This is a genomic window from Enterobacter cloacae complex sp. 302F9 (assembly GCF_050030335.1).
In the GTDB taxonomy this organism is placed as follows: Bacteria; Pseudomonadota; Gammaproteobacteria; order Enterobacterales; family Enterobacteriaceae; genus Enterobacter; species Enterobacter hormaechei_C.
Window position 1 is genome coordinate 4,506,076 of record NZ_JBLGUC010000001.1, and the last position, 19,247, is coordinate 4,525,322.

At 55.7% G+C, this 19,247-nt stretch carries 18 protein-coding genes; 10 read left to right on the forward strand and 8 right to left on the reverse strand.

Translation table 11 applies throughout. From position 1 onward, the window contains the following. Positions 1-7 precede the first annotated feature (7 nt). Positions 8-1,033: a TerC/Alx family metal homeostasis membrane protein gene (locus ACQG0T_RS21955; RefSeq protein ID WP_015571505.1), complete on the reverse strand. Its 1,026-nt coding sequence runs from the start codon at positions 1,031-1,033 to the stop codon at positions 8-10. A gap of 87 nt (positions 1,034-1,120) precedes the next feature. Next, complete coding sequence (locus tag ACQG0T_RS21960) at positions 1,121-2,320, reverse strand: NAD(P)/FAD-dependent oxidoreductase (protein ID WP_063405297.1); 1,200 nt, start codon at positions 2,318-2,320, stop codon at positions 1,121-1,123. A 228-nt stretch (positions 2,321-2,548) separates the two neighbouring features. Here ACQG0T_RS21960 and pitA point away from each other — a divergent pair, with 228 nt between their 5' ends. Further along, a complete protein-coding gene (gene pitA / locus ACQG0T_RS21965; RefSeq protein ID WP_003861225.1) occupies positions 2,549-4,048 on the forward strand; it encodes an inorganic phosphate transporter PitA in 1,500 nt (499 codons plus the stop codon). A gap of 54 nt (positions 4,049-4,102) precedes the next feature. Here pitA and uspB read toward each other — a convergent pair whose 3' ends face one another. Then, on the reverse strand, positions 4,103-4,438 hold the full coding sequence (gene uspB / locus ACQG0T_RS21970; RefSeq protein WP_003861224.1) for a universal stress protein UspB: 336 nt from the start codon (positions 4,436-4,438) through the stop codon (positions 4,103-4,105). A 283-nt stretch (positions 4,439-4,721) separates the two neighbouring features. On the opposite strand from uspB, the gene uspA reads away from it, so the two are divergent. Continuing rightward, positions 4,722-5,159, forward strand: a complete 438-nt coding sequence (uspA, locus tag ACQG0T_RS21975; protein WP_003861223.1) for a universal stress protein UspA — start codon at positions 4,722-4,724, stop codon at positions 5,157-5,159. Positions 5,160-5,250: 91 nt separating this feature from the next. Here uspA and rsmJ read toward each other — a convergent pair whose 3' ends face one another. Continuing rightward, a complete protein-coding gene (rsmJ, locus tag ACQG0T_RS21980; protein ID WP_032104623.1) occupies positions 5,251-6,003 on the reverse strand; it encodes a 16S rRNA (guanine(1516)-N(2))-methyltransferase RsmJ in 753 nt (250 codons plus the stop codon). 7 nt (positions 6,004-6,010) lie between these two features. After that, on the reverse strand, positions 6,011-8,053 hold the full coding sequence (gene prlC / locus ACQG0T_RS21985; protein ID WP_023295568.1) for an oligopeptidase A: 2,043 nt from the start codon (positions 8,051-8,053) through the stop codon (positions 6,011-6,013). A gap of 177 nt (positions 8,054-8,230) precedes the next feature. Between prlC and ACQG0T_RS21990 the strand changes: the two genes are divergently transcribed. The 4 genes from ACQG0T_RS21990 (at position 8,231) to ACQG0T_RS22005 (ending at position 12,846) form a co-directional block, all read left to right on the forward strand. Beyond that, on the forward strand, positions 8,231-9,073 hold the full coding sequence (locus ACQG0T_RS21990; RefSeq protein WP_023295569.1) for a 23S rRNA (adenine(2030)-N(6))-methyltransferase RlmJ: 843 nt from the start codon (positions 8,231-8,233) through the stop codon (positions 9,071-9,073). A gap of 70 nt (positions 9,074-9,143) precedes the next feature. After that, the gene (gene gorA, locus ACQG0T_RS21995) at positions 9,144-10,496 is read left to right on the forward strand and encodes a glutathione-disulfide reductase (protein WP_039269542.1); all 1,353 of its coding nucleotides are present in this window, start codon (positions 9,144-9,146) and stop codon (positions 10,494-10,496) included. Between the two features lie 171 nt (positions 10,497-10,667). After that, on the forward strand, positions 10,668-10,955 hold the full coding sequence (locus ACQG0T_RS22000; RefSeq protein WP_064489874.1) for a hypothetical protein: 288 nt from the start codon (positions 10,668-10,670) through the stop codon (positions 10,953-10,955). A gap of 241 nt (positions 10,956-11,196) precedes the next feature. Further along, entirely contained in the window at positions 11,197-12,846 is a 1,650-nt protein-coding gene (locus ACQG0T_RS22005; RefSeq protein WP_015571511.1) for an alpha,alpha-trehalase, read from the forward strand. Positions 12,847-12,903: 57 nt separating this feature from the next. On the opposite strand, the gene ACQG0T_RS22010 is transcribed toward ACQG0T_RS22005, so the two are convergent. Then, the gene (locus tag ACQG0T_RS22010; RefSeq protein ID WP_271040485.1) at positions 12,904-14,490 is read right to left on the reverse strand and encodes an STY4199 family HEPN domain-containing protein; all 1,587 of its coding nucleotides are present in this window, start codon (positions 14,488-14,490) and stop codon (positions 12,904-12,906) included. A gap of 146 nt (positions 14,491-14,636) precedes the next feature. On the opposite strand from ACQG0T_RS22010, the gene ACQG0T_RS22015 reads away from it, so the two are divergent. Both ACQG0T_RS22015 and ACQG0T_RS22020 read left to right on the forward strand, forming a co-directional pair. Then, positions 14,637-15,170, forward strand: coding sequence for a GNAT family N-acetyltransferase (locus ACQG0T_RS22015; protein ID WP_017693814.1), 534 nt, complete (start codon positions 14,637-14,639; stop codon positions 15,168-15,170). Positions 15,171-15,247: 77 nt separating this feature from the next. Next, positions 15,248-15,586, forward strand: a complete 339-nt coding sequence (locus ACQG0T_RS22020; RefSeq protein ID WP_039269540.1) for a lysozyme — start codon at positions 15,248-15,250, stop codon at positions 15,584-15,586. Here ACQG0T_RS22020 and ACQG0T_RS22025 read toward each other — a convergent pair. Continuing rightward, entirely contained in the window at positions 15,565-16,167 is a 603-nt protein-coding gene (locus tag ACQG0T_RS22025; protein ID WP_032104620.1) for a response regulator transcription factor, read from the reverse strand. The two genes, ACQG0T_RS22020 and ACQG0T_RS22025, sit on opposite strands and share 22 nt — an antisense overlap. Before the next feature lie 174 nt (positions 16,168-16,341). Continuing rightward, entirely contained in the window at positions 16,342-17,100 is a 759-nt protein-coding gene (locus ACQG0T_RS22030; RefSeq protein WP_017693813.1) for an SDR family NAD(P)-dependent oxidoreductase, read from the reverse strand. 119 nt (positions 17,101-17,219) lie between these two features. Here ACQG0T_RS22030 and ACQG0T_RS22035 point away from each other — a divergent pair, with 119 nt between their 5' ends. After that, complete coding sequence (locus ACQG0T_RS22035) at positions 17,220-18,119, forward strand: LysR family transcriptional regulator (protein WP_017384184.1); 900 nt, start codon at positions 17,220-17,222, stop codon at positions 18,117-18,119. A gap of 50 nt (positions 18,120-18,169) precedes the next feature. Next, positions 18,170-19,195 carry an inner membrane protein YhjD gene (gene yhjD / locus ACQG0T_RS22040; protein ID WP_023295574.1) on the forward strand — a complete coding sequence of 342 codons (1,026 nt, stop codon included), beginning with the start codon at positions 18,170-18,172 and terminating at the stop codon, positions 19,193-19,195. Positions 19,196-19,247: the final 52 nt, after the last annotated feature.

Here is a 19,247-nt window from a genome sequence, read left to right on the forward strand (position 1 = left end):
CGGTACATCAGGCCTCACGTTTTCCCGGGAACATCACGCTCGCAATAATCCCCAGCGCCAGTACCCCCAGCACCACAAACAGGCTTGCCGTGGCGCCGATGTTATAACCGTGATGCCAGAAGTGGTCGGTCGCATTCAGCCCCAGCTTGAACGCCACGAAGAACAGCAGTAACACTACCGCTTTCTCCAGATGCACCAGATACTGCTTCAGCGCTTCCAGCACGAAGTAGAGGGTACGCAGGCCGAGGATCGCGAACATCATGGCGCTGTAGATGATCAGCGGCTCACGGCTGACGGCAATGATTGCGGGTACGGAATCGAAGGCGAACATCACGTCGGACAGCTCCACCACCGCGACGCAGAGCAGCAGCGGCGTCGCGTAGCGCTTCGCCTTCTTCACGCGGCCTACCATCACATCCTTGTTTTCAGGTTTCTCCAGTTCGGCATCCACCTCTTTCTGGGTCAGGATAAACGCATGGCTGCTGATTTTTGGCCACACCGGGTAGAAGCGTTTCACCAGGCGGTACGCCAGATGGTTGGAGTAATCTTCTACTTCATCGCTCTCTTCATTGCGTTTCAGCATCATCACCGCCGTCCAGCCGACGACCAGCGCAAAAATGACCTCAACATACGGTCCCAGGCTGAGCAGGCTGGTGCCAATGGCAACAAAAATACCACGGAACACAATCGCCCCGAGCACGCCCCAGTAGAGCACGCGGTGACGATATCTATCCGGCACGCCGAACCAGGCGAAGATCGCCATCATCACAAACAGGTTGTCGACGGAGAGCACCTCTTCCAGCGCATAGCCGGTCAGGAACAGACTGGCCATCTCCGCGCCGTGGTGCACGTATAAGAATCCGGCGAAGGCCATCGCCATCATGACCCAGAAGATGGACCACATGACCGCGCTTTTCAGCGAGATCGGTTTATCGTGACGGTGCATGAAGAGGTCGATAAACATCGCCCCAACGGCCATCACCACGAAGACAACAACGGTTTCCGTCGGGAAACCGAGATGAGCAGCAGACATAGACAACCCTTTTAAGAAGACAAAACACCATGCACACAATAAAAAGCGTGGACCCGATAAGGACGCAGCACGCTAAAAAAATAAATATTAACCGTTCTTTTCAGCGAGTGCCTGCGCGCATGCCCAGGCACTGGCCCACGCCCACTGGAAGTTATACCCGCCGAGCCAGCCGGTCACGTCCATCACTTCACCAATGAAATAAAGGCCCGGCACGTTGCGGGCTTCCATCGTGCGGGATGATAGTTCGTTTGTATCCACGCCGCCCAGCGTCACTTCCGCCGTGCGGTAACCTTCGGTGCCGTTTGGCTGTACGCGCCAGTTCGTCAGCGTCTCCACCAGCGTTTCCTGCTCGCGGCTGTTGAGCTGCTTGAGCGCGACATCCGGAATTTGCCCTAACACCTGCAAGCACTCCACGAGACGCTTCGGCAGCTGCATCGCCAGGGTATTTTTCAGGCTTTGATTCGGGTGCGCGGCGCGTTGCTCGTTGAGGAAGGCGTCCAGATCGCAGTCCGGCACCAGGTTTACGGAGACAAACTCCCCCGGCTGCCAGTAGCTGGAGATCTGCAATACCGCCGGGCCCGAGAGTCCGCGATGGGTAAAGAGCAGATTTTCGCGGAACACCGTGCCGTCTTCGGCCGTAATGACCGACGGCACAGACACGCCGGAGAGCGTCTGAAGCTGTTCCAGCAGGGGCTTATGCAGCGTGAACGGTACCAGCCCGGCGCGGGTGGGCAGTACCTTCAGGCCAAACTGCTCGGCAATTTTATAGCCGAACGGTGAGGCGCCCAGACCCGGCATCGAGAGGCCGCCGCTGGCGATCACCAGGTTATCGGCGCTGACGGTTTCACCGTTGAGTTGCAGCGTGTAGCCCTGCTCGTCACGGGCGACGTCCAGCACTTCGGTGCGCAGGCGCATAACTACGCCGCCTTTCTCGCACTCGGCCACCAGCATATCGACAATTTGCTGCGCGGAGTCGTCGCAGAACAGCTGCCCCAGCGTCTTCTCATGCCACGCGATACCGTGTTTACCCACCAGCTCGATAAAATCCCAATGGGTGTAGCGCGCCAGCGCAGATTTGCAAAAATGACGGTTCTGGCTCAAATAGGCCGCAGGCTCGACATAAAGATTAGTAAAGTTGCATCGCCCGCCGCCAGACATCAGGATCTTGCGGCCAGGCTTTTTTCCGTTATCCAGCAGCAGCACGCGACGACCCGCTTGTCCGGCCATCGCCGCACAAAACATACCCGCCGCACCGGCGCCAATTACTACGGCATCAAACCTTTCCACGTCAAAATCCTCTTCGTTAACTGCCGCGGATTGTAAAGTTTCCTCAGTGGTCGCACCAGCGTAAAAAGATATTACAAAGCCATTTCATTGATATTTAAAGATTATCCTTTCAGGCACATTTCTCAAATCAGGTGGTATGTCAAAAAAAGTCTATATTTCACTTTGCCCGTTGCGCATTTGTCCTGGATAATGCGCCGCGTTCATGTCCTCAAAATGGCGTAACGTCCTATGCTACATTTGTTTGCCGGCCTGGATTTACATACCGGGCTTTTATTATTGCTTGCTCTGGTTTTTGTGCTGTTTTACGAAGCGATCAACGGCTTCCACGACACTGCAAACGCAGTAGCAACGGTTATCTACACTCGCGCAATGCGATCGCAGCTTGCGGTCGTGATGGCGGCGGTATTTAACTTTTTTGGTGTCCTCCTGGGCGGACTGAGCGTTGCGTATGCCATTGTGCATATGCTGCCAACGGATCTGCTGCTTAACGTGAGTTCCGGTCATGGCCTGGCCATGGTGTTCTCAATGCTGCTTGCTGCGATTATCTGGAACCTCGGTACCTGGTATTTCGGCCTGCCGGCATCCAGCTCTCACACCCTCATCGGCGCGATTATCGGTATCGGGTTAACCAATGCCCTGATGACCGGGACCTCCGTCGTTGATGCGCTGAATATCCCGAAAGTTCTCGGTATTTTCGGCTCTCTGATCATCTCCCCTATCGTCGGTCTGGTGGTGGCGGGTGGCTTGATTTTCATCCTGCGTCGCTACTGGAGCAACACGAAAAAACGTGCGCGTATCCATCTGACGCCAGCAGAGCGTGAGAAGAAAGACGGCAAGAAAAAGCCGCCGTTCTGGACGCGTATCGCGCTGATCATTTCCGCTATCGGCGTCGCCTTCTCTCATGGCGCGAACGATGGTCAGAAAGGTATCGGCCTGGTGATGCTGGTTCTGATTGGCGTCGCACCGGCGGGCTTCGTGGTTAACATGAACGCCTCCGGTTACGAAATCACCCGTACCCGTGATGCGGTAAACAACGTTGAGACTTACTTCCAGCAGCATCCTGATTTGCTGAAGAAAGCGACCGGCGTGGACCAGCTGATTCCTTCTCCGGAGTCAGGCGCAACGACGGCACCGGGCGAGTTCCATTGCCATCCGGCAAACGCGATTAACGCGCTGGAACGTGCGAAAGGCATGCTGGCCGATATCGAAAGCTATGACAAACTGGCTGTTGAACAGCGTGGTCAACTGCGTCGCATCATGCTCTGTATCTCCGACGTGACCGATAAAGTCGCGAAGCTGCCAGAGGTTAATGCTGACGACCAACGTCTGCTGAAGAAACTGAAAGGCGATATGCTCAACACCATTGAGTACGCGCCAATCTGGATCATCATGGCGGTCGCACTGGCGCTGGGTATCGGTACGATGATTGGCTGGCGTCGTGTGGCGACCACCATCGGTGAGAAGATCGGTAAGAAAGGCATGACCTATGCGCAGGGTATGTCCGCGCAGATGACGGCAGCGGTATCTATCGGTCTGGCGAGCTACACCGGTATGCCAGTCTCAACCACCCACGTACTCTCTTCGTCCGTGGCAGGTACCATGATTGTTGACGGCGGCGGTTTGCAGCGTAAAACCGTGACCAACATCCTGATGGCCTGGGTGTTCACCCTCCCGGCGTCCATCCTGCTGTCTGGCGGTCTGTACTGGATTTCGCTGAAGCTGATTTAATTGGCTGAAGGCGACAAAAAAGCGGGTCAGGAAACTGGCCCGCTTTTTTTATGCTCAGTGCCAAATCATCAGCGCAATCATACTCACCACAACCAGGCCACACAGGGCGCTGGTCAAAATGAACTGACGACGCAGGCGCTCGCAGCGACGGATAAACTCTTCATCGTGGTGATCGCGGTAGCGTTGGTAGTAGATATACCCCACCAGACGCATCTGCTTGCTGGGCTGTCCGTGCGAGGTGAAGAACCCTCCACCGTCCACATACTGATAAAGCAACGGATCGCAACCACGAAGTACCACTAACAGCGCACGTAACGATGAGAAGTAGCGCGCCATATTCACTATGCAAACCACGCATAACGCCCAAAACAATGCGACGGTGCTAATCATACATCCTCCCCGGCGTCCGCCCACGAAGCAAGGCTCCTGAGCTACCGCACCCCAATGCCCTGACAGACAGTTCAGTGAAAGAATGACCAAAAGTCGATCCGGTTCGCGTTTTAATATCCGAACGGCTCATTAAATAGTGTAGGAGATCCGTTAATTTTTTTGCCACAAGGTTAATCGTTATCAACACCAAAGCTTGAAAAATATGTTTAACTGGGCCGTAATGAAAGCATCAGACGACGGCTTTCCCATTTAGTCATCGATAACTTAAGGAAGGAGTAACACTATGGCTTACAAACACATTCTCATCGCGGTAGACCTCTCCCCGGAGAGTAAAGTGCTGGTTGATAAAGCAGTATCCATGGCACGTCCCTACAACGCGAAAGTTTCGCTGATTCACGTTGATGTGAATTACTCCGACCTCTACACCGGTCTGATCGACGTGAATCTCGGCGATATGCAGAAACGCATCTCCGAAGAGACTCACCACGCGCTGAGCGAGCTTTCTACCAACGCGGGCTATCCAATCACTGAAACCTTAAGCGGTAGTGGCGATCTGGGCCAGGTGCTGGTTGATGCGATTAAGAAATACGATATGGACCTGGTGGTATGCGGTCATCACCAGGACTTCTGGAGCAAGCTGATGTCTTCCGCGCGCCAGCTGATTAACACCGTACACGTGGATATGCTGATTGTTCCACTGCGTGACGAAGAAGACGAGTAAGTGCAAAAAAGCCCGGTGGCGCTAACGCTTACCGGGCCTACAAGCGGCACTGAATGTAGGCCGGGTAAGGCGAAGCCGCCACCCGGCTTTTTTATTCTGGCGTTCCCGAATAAATATCAAACCGATGCCCTTTCGTGGTCACCGCGTTAGTGGTCGCAACGTCCGCCAGCGGCGGCGCATAGTCCGGCCGCTTCACCACCACCCGCTTCGTCGCCAGCTGACGAGCCGGCTCCAGCAGGCCATCGGCATCTAAATCTGGCCCCACCAGAGACTGAAACACCCGCATCTCTTTCTTAACCAGCGCGCTTTTCTGCTTATGCGGGAACATGGGGTCGAGATAGACTACCTGCGGGCGCGGGGTGATATCGGTCAGCGCCGTCAGGCTGGAGGCATGAATAAGTTGCAAACGTTCCTGCAACCACGGGCCGATTTCCGGGTCCGCGTAGCCCCGCGTCAGCCCGTCGTCGAGCAGCGCGGCGACAACCGGATTACGCTCCAGCATCCGCACCCGACAGCCGACAGACGCCAGCACAAAGGCATCGCGCCCCAGCCCCGCCGTGGCATCCACCACGTCCGGCAGATAGCTGCCTTTAATGCCGACCGCTTTGGACACCGCTTCACCGCGACCGCCGCCAAACTTACGCCGGTGCGCCATCGCGCCGCCGACAAAATCGACAAAAATCCCGCCAAGCTTTGGCTCATCGAGCTTGCGCAGCTCCAGATGTTCCGGCGTCATCACCAGCGCCATCAGGTTGTCTTCATCATGTTCCAGCCCCCAGCGGGCCGCCAGAACAGATAAGGCGCCGTCCCCGGCGCCTGTTTCATCTACTAAGCAGATCTTCACGTAGCAATCAGCCTTTGATTCCGTAATGCTCCAGCATCGCATCCAGCTGCGGCTCGCGGCCACGGAAGCGTTTGAACAGCTCCATAGGCTCTTCTGAACCGCCGCGCGTCAGGATGTTATCAAGGAACGACTGACCGGTTTCGCGGTTGAAAATCCCCTCTTCTTCGAAGCGCGAGAAGGCATCTGCCGCCAGCACGTCGGCCCACAGGTAGCTGTAGTAGCCTGCGGCGTACCCGCCTGCGAAGATATGGCTGAACGCGTGCGGGAAGCGTCCCCAGGTCGGGCCTGGAATAACCGCGACCTGCTTTTTAATCTCAGCCAGGGTTTCGAGGATTTTCGCCCCCTGCTCCGGGCTGAACTCGGCGTGCAGGCGGAAGTCGAACAGGCCGAACTCCAGCTGACGCAGGATGAACATCGCCGCCTGGTAGTTTTTCGCCGCCAGCATTTTATCCAGCAGTTCTTTCGGCAGCGGTTCGCCCGTTTCGTAATGGCCGGAGATAAATGCCAGCGCGTCCGGCTCCCAGCACCAGTTTTCCATAAACTGGCTTGGCAGCTCGACCGCATCCCATGGCACACCGCTGATACCGGCGACGCCAGCGGTTTCGATGCGGGTCAGCATGTGGTGCAGGCCGTGACCGAACTCGTGGAACAGGGTGATCACTTCATCGTGGGTAAACAGCGCAGGTTTGCCGCTCACCGGGCGGTTGAAGTTACAGGTCAGGTAGGCGACCGGTTTTTGCAGGGAACCATCCGCTTTACGCATCTGGCCCACGCAGTCGTCCATCCACGCCCCGCCACGTTTGTTTTCTCGCGCGTAAAGATCCAGATAGAAGCTGCCGCGCAGCTCGTTTTTCTCGTCATACAGCTCGAAGAAGCGCACGTCCGGATGCCAGACGTCGATGTCGGTACGCTCTTTCGCGGTAATGCCGTAGATGCGTTTCACCACCTCGAACAGGCCGTTAACGGCTTTGTTTTCCGGGAAGTACGGACGCAGCTGTTCGTCGCTGATGCTGTAGAGGTGCTGTTTCTGTTTTTCGCTGTAGTACGCGATATCCCACGGCTGAAGCTCGTCCACGCCGAACTCCGCTTTCGCAAAGGCGCGCAGCTGAGCCAGTTCTTTTTCACCCTGAGGACGGGCGCGTTTCGCCAGATCGGTCAGGAAGTCGAGCACCTGCTGTGGGTTCTCAGCCATTTTGGTGGCGAGGGATTTATCCGCGTAGCTGTCGAAGCCCAGCAGCTGTGCCAGTTCGTGGCGCAGGGCGAGGATCTCCGCCATCACCGGGCTGTTATCCCACTTACCGGCATTCGGCCCCTGATCGGAGGCGCGGGTGCTGTAGGCGCGGTACATCTCTTCGCGCAGGGCCTGGTTGTCGCAGTAGGTCATCACCGGCAGATAGCTTGGGATATCCAGCGTTAACAGGAAGCCTTCCAGCTCTTTCGCTTCGGCCTGGGCTTTTGCCGCCGCCAGCGCGCTTTCCGGCATACCCGCCAGTTCAGATTCATCGGTAATCAGCTTCGTCCAGCCCATGGTGGCGTCGAGGACGTTGTTGCTGTACTGGTTGCCCAGCTCGGACAGGCGCGCGGCGATTTCGCCGTAGCGAACCTGTTTTTCTTTTGGCAGGCCAATCCCGGACAGTTCGAAATCACGCAGGGCGTTATCGACCGATTTTTTCTGCGCCGTGTTCAGTTCGGCATAGTGGTCGCCGTCGCGCAGGTCGCGGTAGGCTTTGTAGAGCCCCTCATGCTGACCGACCCAGGTGCTGTACTCAGAGAGCAGCGGCAGGGTCTGTTCGTAGGCCTCACGCAGCTCCGGGCTGTTTTTCACCGAGTTCAGGTGACTCACCGGGGAGAAGATACGCCCCAGCACGTCGTCCACTTCGGCCAGCGGCTGACACAGATTTTCCCAGGTGTACGGCGCGCCCTGCGCGACCACGTTTTCTACCGCCGCACGGCAGTTGTTCAGCGACTGGGTAACGGCCGGAACCACATGCTCAGGGAGGATTTTAGAAAACGGTGGCAACGAAAAAGGCGTCAGTAATGGATTGGTCATAAACGCTGTCCTGTTGAAAGAGATGAATGAAGCGCGCATCCGGCGCTGTGCATATTGTTCAGTAATGGGGTTAAGTGTAGAGGATTTCAATAGCCGCGCTTACCGGGCCTGCGGGTAATCTGTGCCGTTCTGCTGTAAACTGTGGCAAATCGTCAATTCAGCGGAATATCATTACCCATGCTCAGTTATCGCCACAGCTTCCACGCAGGCAACCACGCCGACGTCCTCAAACATACCGTTCAGAGCCTGATCATCGAATCGCTTAAAGAAAAGGATAAACCGTTCCTTTATCTGGACACCCACGCGGGCGCGGGCCGTTATCAGCTGAGCGGCGAGCATGCCGAGCGTACCGGTGAATATCTGGAAGGGATTGCGCGTATCTGGCAGCAGGACGATCTGCCTGCCGAGCTGGAGCCGTACATTGGCGTGGTGAATCACTTCAACCGCAACGGCCAACTGCGTTACTACCCGGGTTCACCACTGATTGCCCGCCAGCTGCTGCGTGAGCAGGACAGCCTTCAGCTGACAGAGCTGCACCCGAGCGACTTCCCGCTGCTGCGTTCTGAGTTTCAGAAAGATAACCGCGCCCGCATGGACAAAGCCGATGGCTACCAGCAGCTGAAAGCCAAACTGCCGCCGGTTTCCCGTCGCGGCCTGGTGCTGATCGACCCGCCGTACGAAATCAAAACCGACTATCAGGCGGTGGTGACCGGCATTAACGAAGGTTACAAACGCTTTGCGACCGGCACCTATGCCCTGTGGTATCCGGTAGTGCTGCGCGCGCAAATTAAACGCATGATCAAAGACCTCGAAGCGACCGGCATTCGTAAAATCCTGCAAATTGAGCTGGCGGTGCGCCCTGACAGCGACCAGCGCGGCATGACCGCGTCCGGCATGATCGTCATTAACCCGCCGTGGAAGCTCGAAGCACAGATGAACAACGTGCTGCCGTGGCTGCACAAAACGCTGGTGCCAGCCGGTACGGGTCACGCCACCGTGAGCTGGATCGTGCCGGAGTAATCGCAGCCATCGGTGGAAACTATTGATTTCAGGTATACAATCGCGGCAATTCACGATTAAGGACAACGCTATGACTAAGCATTATGACTACATCGCAATCGGCGGCGGCAGCGGCGGCATCGCCTCCATCAACCGTGCGGCCATGTACGGCCAGAAGTGTGCGCTGATTGAAGCCAAAGAACTCGGCGGCACCTGCGTGAACGTGGGTTGTGTACCGAAGAAAGTGATGTGGCATGCCGCGCAAATCCGTGAAGCTATCCATATGTATGGTCCGGACTACGGCTTTGACACCACCATCAACCACTTCGACTGGGATAAACTGATCGCCAGCCGTACCGCCTACATCGACCGTATTCACACCTCGTACGATAACGTGCTGGGCAAGAATAACGTCGACGTGATCCGCGGCTTCGCCCGTTTCGTGGATGCGAAGACGATCGAAGTGAACGGCGAGACGATCACCGCCGATCACATCCTGATCGCCACCGGCGGCCGTCCGAGCCACCCGAACATTCCGGGCGCGGAATACGGTATCGACTCCGACGGTTTCTTCGAGCTGCCTGCTCTGCCAGAACGCGTTGCCATTGTGGGCGCAGGTTACATCGCGGTTGAGCTGGCCGGCGTGATTAACGGCCTGGGAGCGGAAGCGCACCTGTTCGTGCGTAAACACGCGCCGCTGCGCAGCTTTGACCCGCTGATCGTCGACACGCTGGTCGAGGTGATGAACGCCGAAGGCCCAACCCTGCACACCAACGCCGTGCCAAAAGCGGTGGTGAAAAATGCGGACGGTAGCCTGACTCTGGAGCTGGAAGATGGTCGCAGCCAGACCGTTGATTGCCTGATCTGGGCGATTGGTCGTGAACCGGCCACCGACAACTTCAACCTGGCCGCAACCGGGGTGGAAACCAATGAAAAAGGCTACATTGTCGTTGATAAGTTCCAGAACACCAGCGTACCGGGCATTTATGCCGTCGGTGATAACACCGGCGCCGTAGAGCTGACGCCGGTTGCCGTGGCGGCGGGGCGTCGTCTTTCCGAGCGTCTGTTTAATAACAAGCCGGACGAACATCTGGACTACAGCAACATCCCGACCGTGGTCTTCAGCCACCCGCCAATCGGTACCGTCGGCTTAACCGAGCCGCAGGCGCGTGAGCAGTACGGCGATGACCAGGTGAAAGTGTATAAATCGGCGTTTACCGCGATGTATACCGCGGTCACCTCGCACCGTCAGCCATGCCGCATGAAGCTGGTCTGCGTGGGCCCGGAGGAGAAGATCGTCGGCATCCACGGCATTGGTTTCGGCATGGACGAGATCCTGCAAGGCTTCGCGGTGGCACTGAAGATGGGCGCAACGAAGAAAGACTTCGATAACACCGTGGCGATCCACCCGACTGCGGCGGAAGAGTTTGTGACTATGCGCTGATCCGTCTGATCCGCAACAAAACCGGCCAGCTGGCCGGTTTTTTTATGCCCTGGGCAGGTAAACCCAACGGCTGTACAAACGGTAACAAAATAACCCGCTTCCCGCGGTGGAATTAACTAATCTTAGAAAGCGCTACGCGTTCGCCTGTTACTACGGAAAAAGATTAGAGATATGAAAATGCACGTAAAGATCACCGCAAAACTGATGGCCAAAATGCACCTTGTTCTCGCGCTGGTATGGGCGATACTGACGATTCCTACCCTGCTGTGGTGGAAAAACAGCATTCTGTGGGTGTCGTTAATGAGCATTTACGCCATCGTGATTTCCCATCTGGCTGCGTACAGCGCCGCCCATGCGGAAAAAGCGGCCAGCAAGGCGATGGATAAAAGCGAAGGCGCCAGCCAGAAAGCCAATCAAACCACCAACAGCCTTCAGGGCGATGCACGTCAGGCACACTAATCCGTGCGTATATGCAGAATACCGAATGCTCTGAATTTTATTCCTGCTCTGTTTCCAAAGATTCTGATTTAATAATTTCATAATCAAAGGGATATCTGATTTTCAGCGTGTTTAAATCCATTTTGAAAGCGTGATCTACCGCACACTTCGCACCGCATTAACCGAAGCGAATGTCTACGCTTTAAAGATAGCCGGGAAAAACCCGTATTGGTTACGACAAAAACCGGAGGTCCTGAACACCATGTTCAACCAGAAACTACAGACTGCCGAGGATATCGAGTTCGAGATTGCAGAAGAGCTGCGCTACGAAACCGATCCCTGTGAGTTAAAACTGGATGAGATGATCGAGGCAGAGCCGGAACCGGAAATGATTGAAGGACTGCCGGCGTCCGATGCCCTTACGCCCGCAGACCGCTACCTTGAACTGTTTGAACACGTCCAGTCGTCGCGGCTGTTTGCGGACAGCAAAACCTTTCCCGACTGCGCGCCGAAGATGGATCCGCTGGATATTTTGATCCGCTATCGCAAGGTGCGTCGTCACCGTGATTTTGACCTGGCGCGCTTTGTGGAGAATCACTTCTGGCTGCCGGAGGACTACAGCAAAGAGTACGTCTCTGACCCCGGCCTGTCCCTGAAAGAACATATTGATAATCTGTGGCCGGTGCTGACGCGCGAACCGCAGGATCACATCCCGTGGTCGTCGCTGCTGGCGCTGCCGCAGGCCTATATTGTGCCCGGCGGGCGATTCAGTGAGACCTACTACTGGGACTCTTACTTCTCCATGCTGGGGCTTGCTGAAAGCGGTCGTAACGATCTGCTGAAATGTATGGCCGATAACTTCGCCTGGCTGATTGAGCGCTACGGCCATATCCCGAACGGCAACCGTACCTACTATCTCAGCCGCTCACAGCCGCCCGTTTTTGCCCTGATGGTGGAGCTGTTTGAAGAGGACGGCGTGCGCGGGGCGAAGCGCTATCTTGAGCATCTTAAGATGGAGTACGCCTTCTGGATGGACGGGGCGGAATCGCTGCTGCTCAATCAGGCCTATCGCAGTGCGGTACGCATGCCGGATGGCTCATTGCTCAACCGCTACTGGGACGATCGCGACACGCCGCGAGATGAATCGTGGATTGAGGATGTGGAAACCGCCCGTCATTCCGGTCGTCCGCCGAACGAGGTGTATCGCGACCTGCGCGCCGGGGCAGCCTCAGGATGGGATTACTCATCCCGCTGGCTGCGCGATCCTGCGCGGCTGGCCAGCATCCGCACGACACAATTTATCCCCATTGATTTGAACGCATTCCTGTTCAAACTGGAGAGCGCTATCGCCAATATCTCCGCGTCGAAAGGGGATAAAGAGACGGCTGATCTGTTCCGCCAGAAAGCCAGCGACCGGCGCGCGGCGGTGAACCGCTATCTGTGGGACGAAGAGAACGGCTGTTATCGTGATTACGACTGGCGGCGTGAAGCCCTGGCGCTGTTCTCTGCGGCCAGCATTGTGCCGCTGTATGTGGGCATGGCGACGCATGAGCAGGCTGAACGGCTGTCCGATGCCGTTAAAGCCCGTCTGCTCACGCCGGGCGGTATTCTCGCCACCGAATATGAAACCGGGGAGCAGTGGGATAAGCCGAACGGCTGGGCGCCGCTCCAGTGGATGGCGATCCAGGGGTTCAAGCAGTACGGCAACGACTCGCTGGGAGATGAGATCGCCTGGAGCTGGCTGCACACGGTGAACCATTACTACAAAACCCATCATAAGCTGATTGAGAAGTACCACATCGCCAGCAGCACGCCACGCGAAGGTGGCGGGGGTGAGTATCCGTTGCAGGATGGCTTCGGCTGGACGAATGGCGTGGTGCGGCGGTTGATTGGGCTGTATGGGGAGCCCTGAGCCTCACCCCTCACCCTGCCCCTCTCCCCTGAGGGGCAGGGTGAGGGGGAAAAATAATCAGCGGATCACCTCATAAATGGCAGTCTGGATGGACTGCCATTTTTTTGTGCTGGCATCGGGCTGCGTCTTCGCGCGGCGCGTTGCCATATCGGCGTCGTGCTGCTGGCGTTTCACCACCGCGGGAACGGTACAGAATGCTTTCAGGTACTGCTTACGCATAGGCGTCAGCGATTCGCCGTTCGCCATCGCATGGCTAAGCGTATTAATAAAGCGTCGGCAGGGCTTTTGCTCTGTCATTTGCAGGCGGTAGCGCAACATTACTTCCAGTACATCGTCGTAGCCTGCCGACAACGCCTCCTCCGTCCATGACATTTTCCAGTCCATCCCGCCCTGCAAAAACAGGAGCGCCACGCGGGTGTCATTGCGATTGATGGCCGAGCGGAAATTATTCTCATCCCAGGTAACACCCATGCGGGTTAACGTCTCGCGTGAGGAAGGCGTTTCGCGCATCTCCTGCACCTGCGCGGGAGATACCGTACTGGCCACAGCCGGCTGCGGTTTACTGCTGGTCACCAGCCAGAATCCCCCCACGACAATCGCGATAACCATCACGCCAACCGCTCCCCACAGCACGCCGGAAATCAGCTGTTCGCGCTGCTCTGGCGTACTCGCGGTGCGCTGAGTCGGTTTTTCTATGCTGTCGCGCACTTCAAAAAGATCGCCGCCTGTGGTGCGGTCCATTTTTTGCGCCTTTTCCCAGAACGCGTGCAGCTCGCTTTCGTCCACCGCCATCAGCGCCGCCGGGTTAACGCGTGTCCGCCCTTCCTCAAACGCGCGCTGAACGGAGCGGGTGATCTGCGTGTAATAGCAGTCGAGCAGCTGGATTTGCGCCCCGCTTAACGGCTGCTGCACGGTGATGCTGTTGCGGATTTGTCGAATATCTTCGAGGAAGGTTTGCAGGGTTTTGCGGGGCTCTACCAGCAGCGTCAGCATGTCCGGAGCGTTAAACAGCGGCGCGTAGTAGCGGCTAAATTCTTTTTTATCCACCAGCAGCTGGGCCAGTTCGCTGAACAACATGCCGCTCAGAACATCATTAATCTCACCGTTTTTCAGCCAGCGACGCACGCGTTCAGCGTTAAACAAGGTCTTAAGATGATTATTCAGCCGCACCGGATCGGGCCACGCCTGCTGTATCAGTCCTTTAATCATCAGCTCAATGGCACGCACCTGTTTCTGCGCCTGAAGCTGGCTCTCCTTCTCTGGCACCCTCCCGGTTTCGTAGGTCAGGAGGGGCTGTTGCAGACGCAGATATTCAAGGGAGGTGACGAAGCGCATCGCCGCAATCAGCTGATTTTCGCTGACATCCTGCCCGCTTTCATACTGGGGAACACGCTGCTGAAGCAAGCGTAATTGCAGCGTAAAGGCCGTCATTTCCGCATCATTCAGATTCAGCTTCCTGACTACGGCGCCCCACCCGCCCAGCCCCAGGCGGGCGCTATCCAGTTGCTCCAGAAACCAGCGTGGATCTTTTCCTTCAGAAACATGTACATTCAACAGAAGTAAAATTTCAACAGACGCCTGACGGATCGCTGCCAGACAGTGTTCAAACTGTTCGCGGGTATGATGCGATGAGCTAATCATCATTGTTTTCCTTGAGAGACAATGAGTACCGCTAAAGCGGCATTAAAAGTCGTTTTTCTTCTTATTTATATGAGGTTAAACATACCTGACTTTCTGTTGAAATAAAGTGACAACCTTATAATCATTTGCAATGCCTCCGGAGGATCGTCATGCCCGCCTTAACCACCGCGCGTCTCACCTGCTCGCCGCTGCAAGAGCAAGACTGGCCCTTTTTTCTGTCGCTACAGCAAAATCCTGAGGTGATGCGTTTTGTCGCCCCTGCGCGTAGCGAGGCGGACATTCGGGAAGCCTTTGAGTCTCGTCTGTTGCCGTGGACGCCGGGCAGCTCGCACTGGCTCTGCCTTGTGGTGCGTGAGACGGCCAGCCAGACGCCGCTGGGCGTAACCGGCTATGTGCACCGGGAAGCAGATTGTGCTGAAGTCGGTTTTCTCTTTGCGCCCTCTGCGCAGGGGAAAGGTTACGGCTTTGAATCTCTGCGGGCTGTGTGTGATTTCGCGCTGACTCAGGGTAATATCCGTCGGCTCACCGCCACCGTGACGGCGGGAAATATCGCCTCAAGGCGACTGCTGGAAAAAACAGGTTTTCAACTGGAAGGTGAGTTGCGTGAGAGTTATTTCCTTTCAGGGCAATGGCATAACGACTGGCTATTCGGTTTACTGAAAAAGGAATTCCCGTTCAGTTAAACCTGATTAACAGCCATTTGGCGGATATTTCCCCGGCGGCGTTTCCTCTATAGTCGCGCCACTAAGAGGAAACGCTTATGACGGGTTATGCAATGCAGATATCTTCTGCTGCAATCGCATTAATTAAAAAACAACAGGGTCTTTCCCTGGAGAAATACCGTGACGAAACGGGTATATGGGTTATTGGTTATGGTCACGTGATTCGCCAGTGGGAAAAATTTAACAGTCTCATCACGCCGATTGAGGCGGAGAATTTGCTTTTTAATGATATTCAATTATGTGAGGCGCTGCTGCGGGAAATGAACAAACGCCCATTAACCCAACAGCAGCATGACGCCCTGATATTAACCCTCTTCAGCTTTGGGGAAGAGTCCCCTCTGCCTGAGAAGATCCTTCAGGCCGTCGCCCGGGTGTAGTACATCGCGGCCTGCGTCCGGTTTTTGACATCAAGACGCCGGAAAAGCGTCTCAAGATGGGCTTTTACCGTTGCCGCACTGATATTGAGATTACGACCAATCTCTTTATTGGACTCTCCGGCCGCCAGTAACTTCAATACCTCACGCTGGCGCTCGCTTAACACTGCCAGTTCATCCTGAGAGGAGTGCTGCTTCAGCCACTCGCCGGGAAAACAGACCATTCCACGCGATACGGAATCCAGCACTGCGGAAAAGCGTTCGGGATTCGCATTGCGGGGAACTATCGCCACCACGTTGCGCTGAAACATTTGCTCAACCCAACGTCGCTCTTTTTTCGTTAACACCAACACCACGCGCGACGCTGGAAAACGATCCATAATCTCTTCCAGTAAAGCCACACCATTATCACGAATTAAATACCCATCTATCATGACGATAGCGGAGGGTGACGCGGATAATTGCGCCCATAATTCATCAGTCTGACGAGCCCCTGTCATCTCTATTTTCGGAATTAACTTCTGCAAACTGTACATCGCTCCATGAATAAATAATGACTGCCTGTCAAACATGATTACTCGCATCGTTTTACTCCTCTGAGAATAGCGAAGGGGGATTCTACAGAGGCATTTTTTAAGAAAAAACTCAATGAATGGAGAGGTTACAAATCACCCAGCTCTCTTTATATCTTCCAGCATTTAGACATACCTGTTTTAAGGATTTCCTTAAGAGGGTTCCCTCCCCCTTAAGACTGAACATTACAGGAACATACCGCCTGAAACTTCAATACGTTGCGCATTCATCCAGCCCAGTTTGTCACTGAGCAACGCCGCAATGGCATCACCAATATCATCGGGCAGGCCCACGCGTCCCAGCGCCGTCTGCGAGGCCAGCAGCTGGTTAAGCTCCGCATTATCCCGCACGCGTCCGCCCCCAAAGTCGGTTTCAATCGCACCGGGCGCGATGATATTGACGGAAATTCCGCGCGCGCCAAGCTCTTTTGCCTGATAGCGGGTCAGCACCTCCATCGCCCCTTTCATTGCCGCGTAGGTGCCTGAACCGGGCTGAGTAAAACGGGCCAGTCCGCTGGAGACGTTCAGGATCCGCCCTCCGTCTTTTATGAGCGGCAGCAGCTGTTGCGTGAGGAAAAACGGCCCTTTGAAGTGAATGTTCAGCGCATCATCAAACTGCGCCTCCGTCGTCTCGGTATAGGGTGCGTATAACCCCGTGCCTGCGTTGTTCACTAAATAGTCAAAGGTGTCACGTTGCCAGACGTGTTTGAGGGTATCCTTCACCTGCTGAGCAAAGCGCGAAAAACTTGCCGTATCGCCGACGTTAAGCTGCAATGCTGCCGCTTTCCCGCCTGTTGCCTCGATTTCGCGCACAACATCCTGCGCCTCCTGCTGGCTGTTGTTCCAGGTCAGGATGATGCCTGTCCCTTCCGCGGCCAGCTTCAAAACGGCATTTTTACCCAGGCCGCGGCTACCGCCCGTCACTAAAGCAATACGTTCACTCATAATTCACCTCGTTTCGGCTGTGATGAAGATTGAGAAAGAGCTTATTAGATGATATAAAATCAATAAATAGTGCCTTCAGCGCTTCACTGTTTCACTCATAACAACAATGACCCACATCTATGGATAAAATACACGCAATGCAGCTTTTCCTTCGGGTCGCGGAACTGGAGAGTTTTTCCCGCGCGGCGGAGACGTTAAGCCTGCCGAAGGGCAGCGTATCGCGACAGATCCAGGCGCTGGAAAACGCGCTGGGTACGCAGCTGCTGCACCGCACTACCCGCCGCGTCAGCCTGACGCAGGATGGCATGGTTTATTACGAGCGCGCTAAAGATCTGCTGATGAATCTGGACGAACTGGACGGCATGTTCCTGCACGACCCTTCAACTATCAGCGGTCGGCTACGTGTGGATATGCCCGTTGCCATTGCGCGAAATGTAGTCATTCCGAAACTGCCTGCATTTTTGCAACAGTTTCCCGGTATTGAGCTGGAGCTGAGTAGCAGCGATCGTCTGGTCGATGTCATCCGCGAAGGATTTGACTGCGTGGTTCGCGTGGGAAACTTAAAGGACTCCGGGCTTATCGCCCGCCCCCTTGGGAAACTCTCGGTGATTAACTGCGCCAGCCCGGATTATCTGACGCGATTCGGCTACCCTGAGACGCTGGACGATTTGGCTTCGCATGCCCTCATCCACTACTCCGCCACGCTGGGCACGCGTCCGCAGGGTTTTGAGTATTACAACGGCAGCGCGACCCAGTGGGTAAAAACGGGAGGCGTATTGACGGTTAACAGCACTGAAACCTACCAGGCCGCCTGTATCGCCGGGCTTGGCATTATTCAGGTTCCGCGCGTCGGGGTACGTGATGCCCTGCGCACGAAAAAACTCGTTGAGATCCTGCCGCAATACCGGGCTGAACCGATGCCCGTCTCCCTCATTTATCCCCACCGCCGTAACCTCTCCCGCCGGGTGCATGTGTTTATGGAGTGGCTTACCGAACTCACAAAAGGTTACGTCGACTAGTCACAAGCTATAATTCAGTAACATCCAGCTCAACGAAAAGGAAAATGCGCGTGACGCCGGAAAATAACCCGCAACGACCGACTCAACATTTAGATTATGAACCCATCAAAAAGATGGATAACGAGCCTGAAGCGCCGAAAGAGCCTGGAACGGCCAGCAAAGCGCTGGGCACCGTGACCGGCATAGCCGAAAAAATTCAGCAGATACCCGCGATTGCTCACCTGATACGCGCCGCTGAGCGCTTTAACGACCGCATGGGAAATCAGTTTGGCGCGGCGATTACCTATTTCTCGTTCCTGTCGATGATCCCCATCCTGATGGTGTCATTTGCCGCCGCCGGTTTTGTGCTGGCGTCTCACCCGACGCTGTTGCAGGACATCTTCAATAAGATCCTGACCAACGTCAGCGACCAGACGCTCGCCGCAACGCTCAAAAGCACCATCAACACCGCCGTGCAGCAGCGTACCACCGTGGGTATCGTCGGGTTGCTGATTGCGCTCTATTCCGGGGTGAACTGGATGGGCAACCTGCGTGAGGCTATTCGCGCCCAGTCGCGTGACGTCTGGGAGCGTAGACCGCAGGATCAGGAGAAGATATGGGTGAAGTATCTGCGCGACTTTATTTCGCTGATTGGGCTGCTGGTGGCGCTGGTCATTACGCTCTCCATCACCTCGGTCGCCGGTTCCGCGCAGCAGATGATTATCTCCGCGCTGTACCTGGATTACATTGAATGGCTGAAACCGGCCTGGCGCGGCATTGGGCTGGCCATTTCTATCTTTGCTAACTACCTTCTGTTCTTCTGGATCTTCTGGCGTTTGCCCCGCCATCGTCCGCGCAAGAAGGCGCTAATGCGCGGGACATTGATTGCCGCCATTGGTTTTGAGGTGATCAAGATTGTGATGACCTATACGCTGCCGTCGCTGGTGAAGTCTCCCTCCGGCGCGGCCTTTGGTTCGGTGCTGGGGCTGATGGCTTTCTTCTATTTCTTCGCTCGCCTGACGCTGTTCTGCGCCGCGTGGATCGCCACGGCAGAGTATAAAGATGACCCGCGCATGCCGGGTAAAACCCACCGCTGATATCATGTCGGGCTGATATTTCAGCCCGATCCGCCATTTCAGCATATAAATC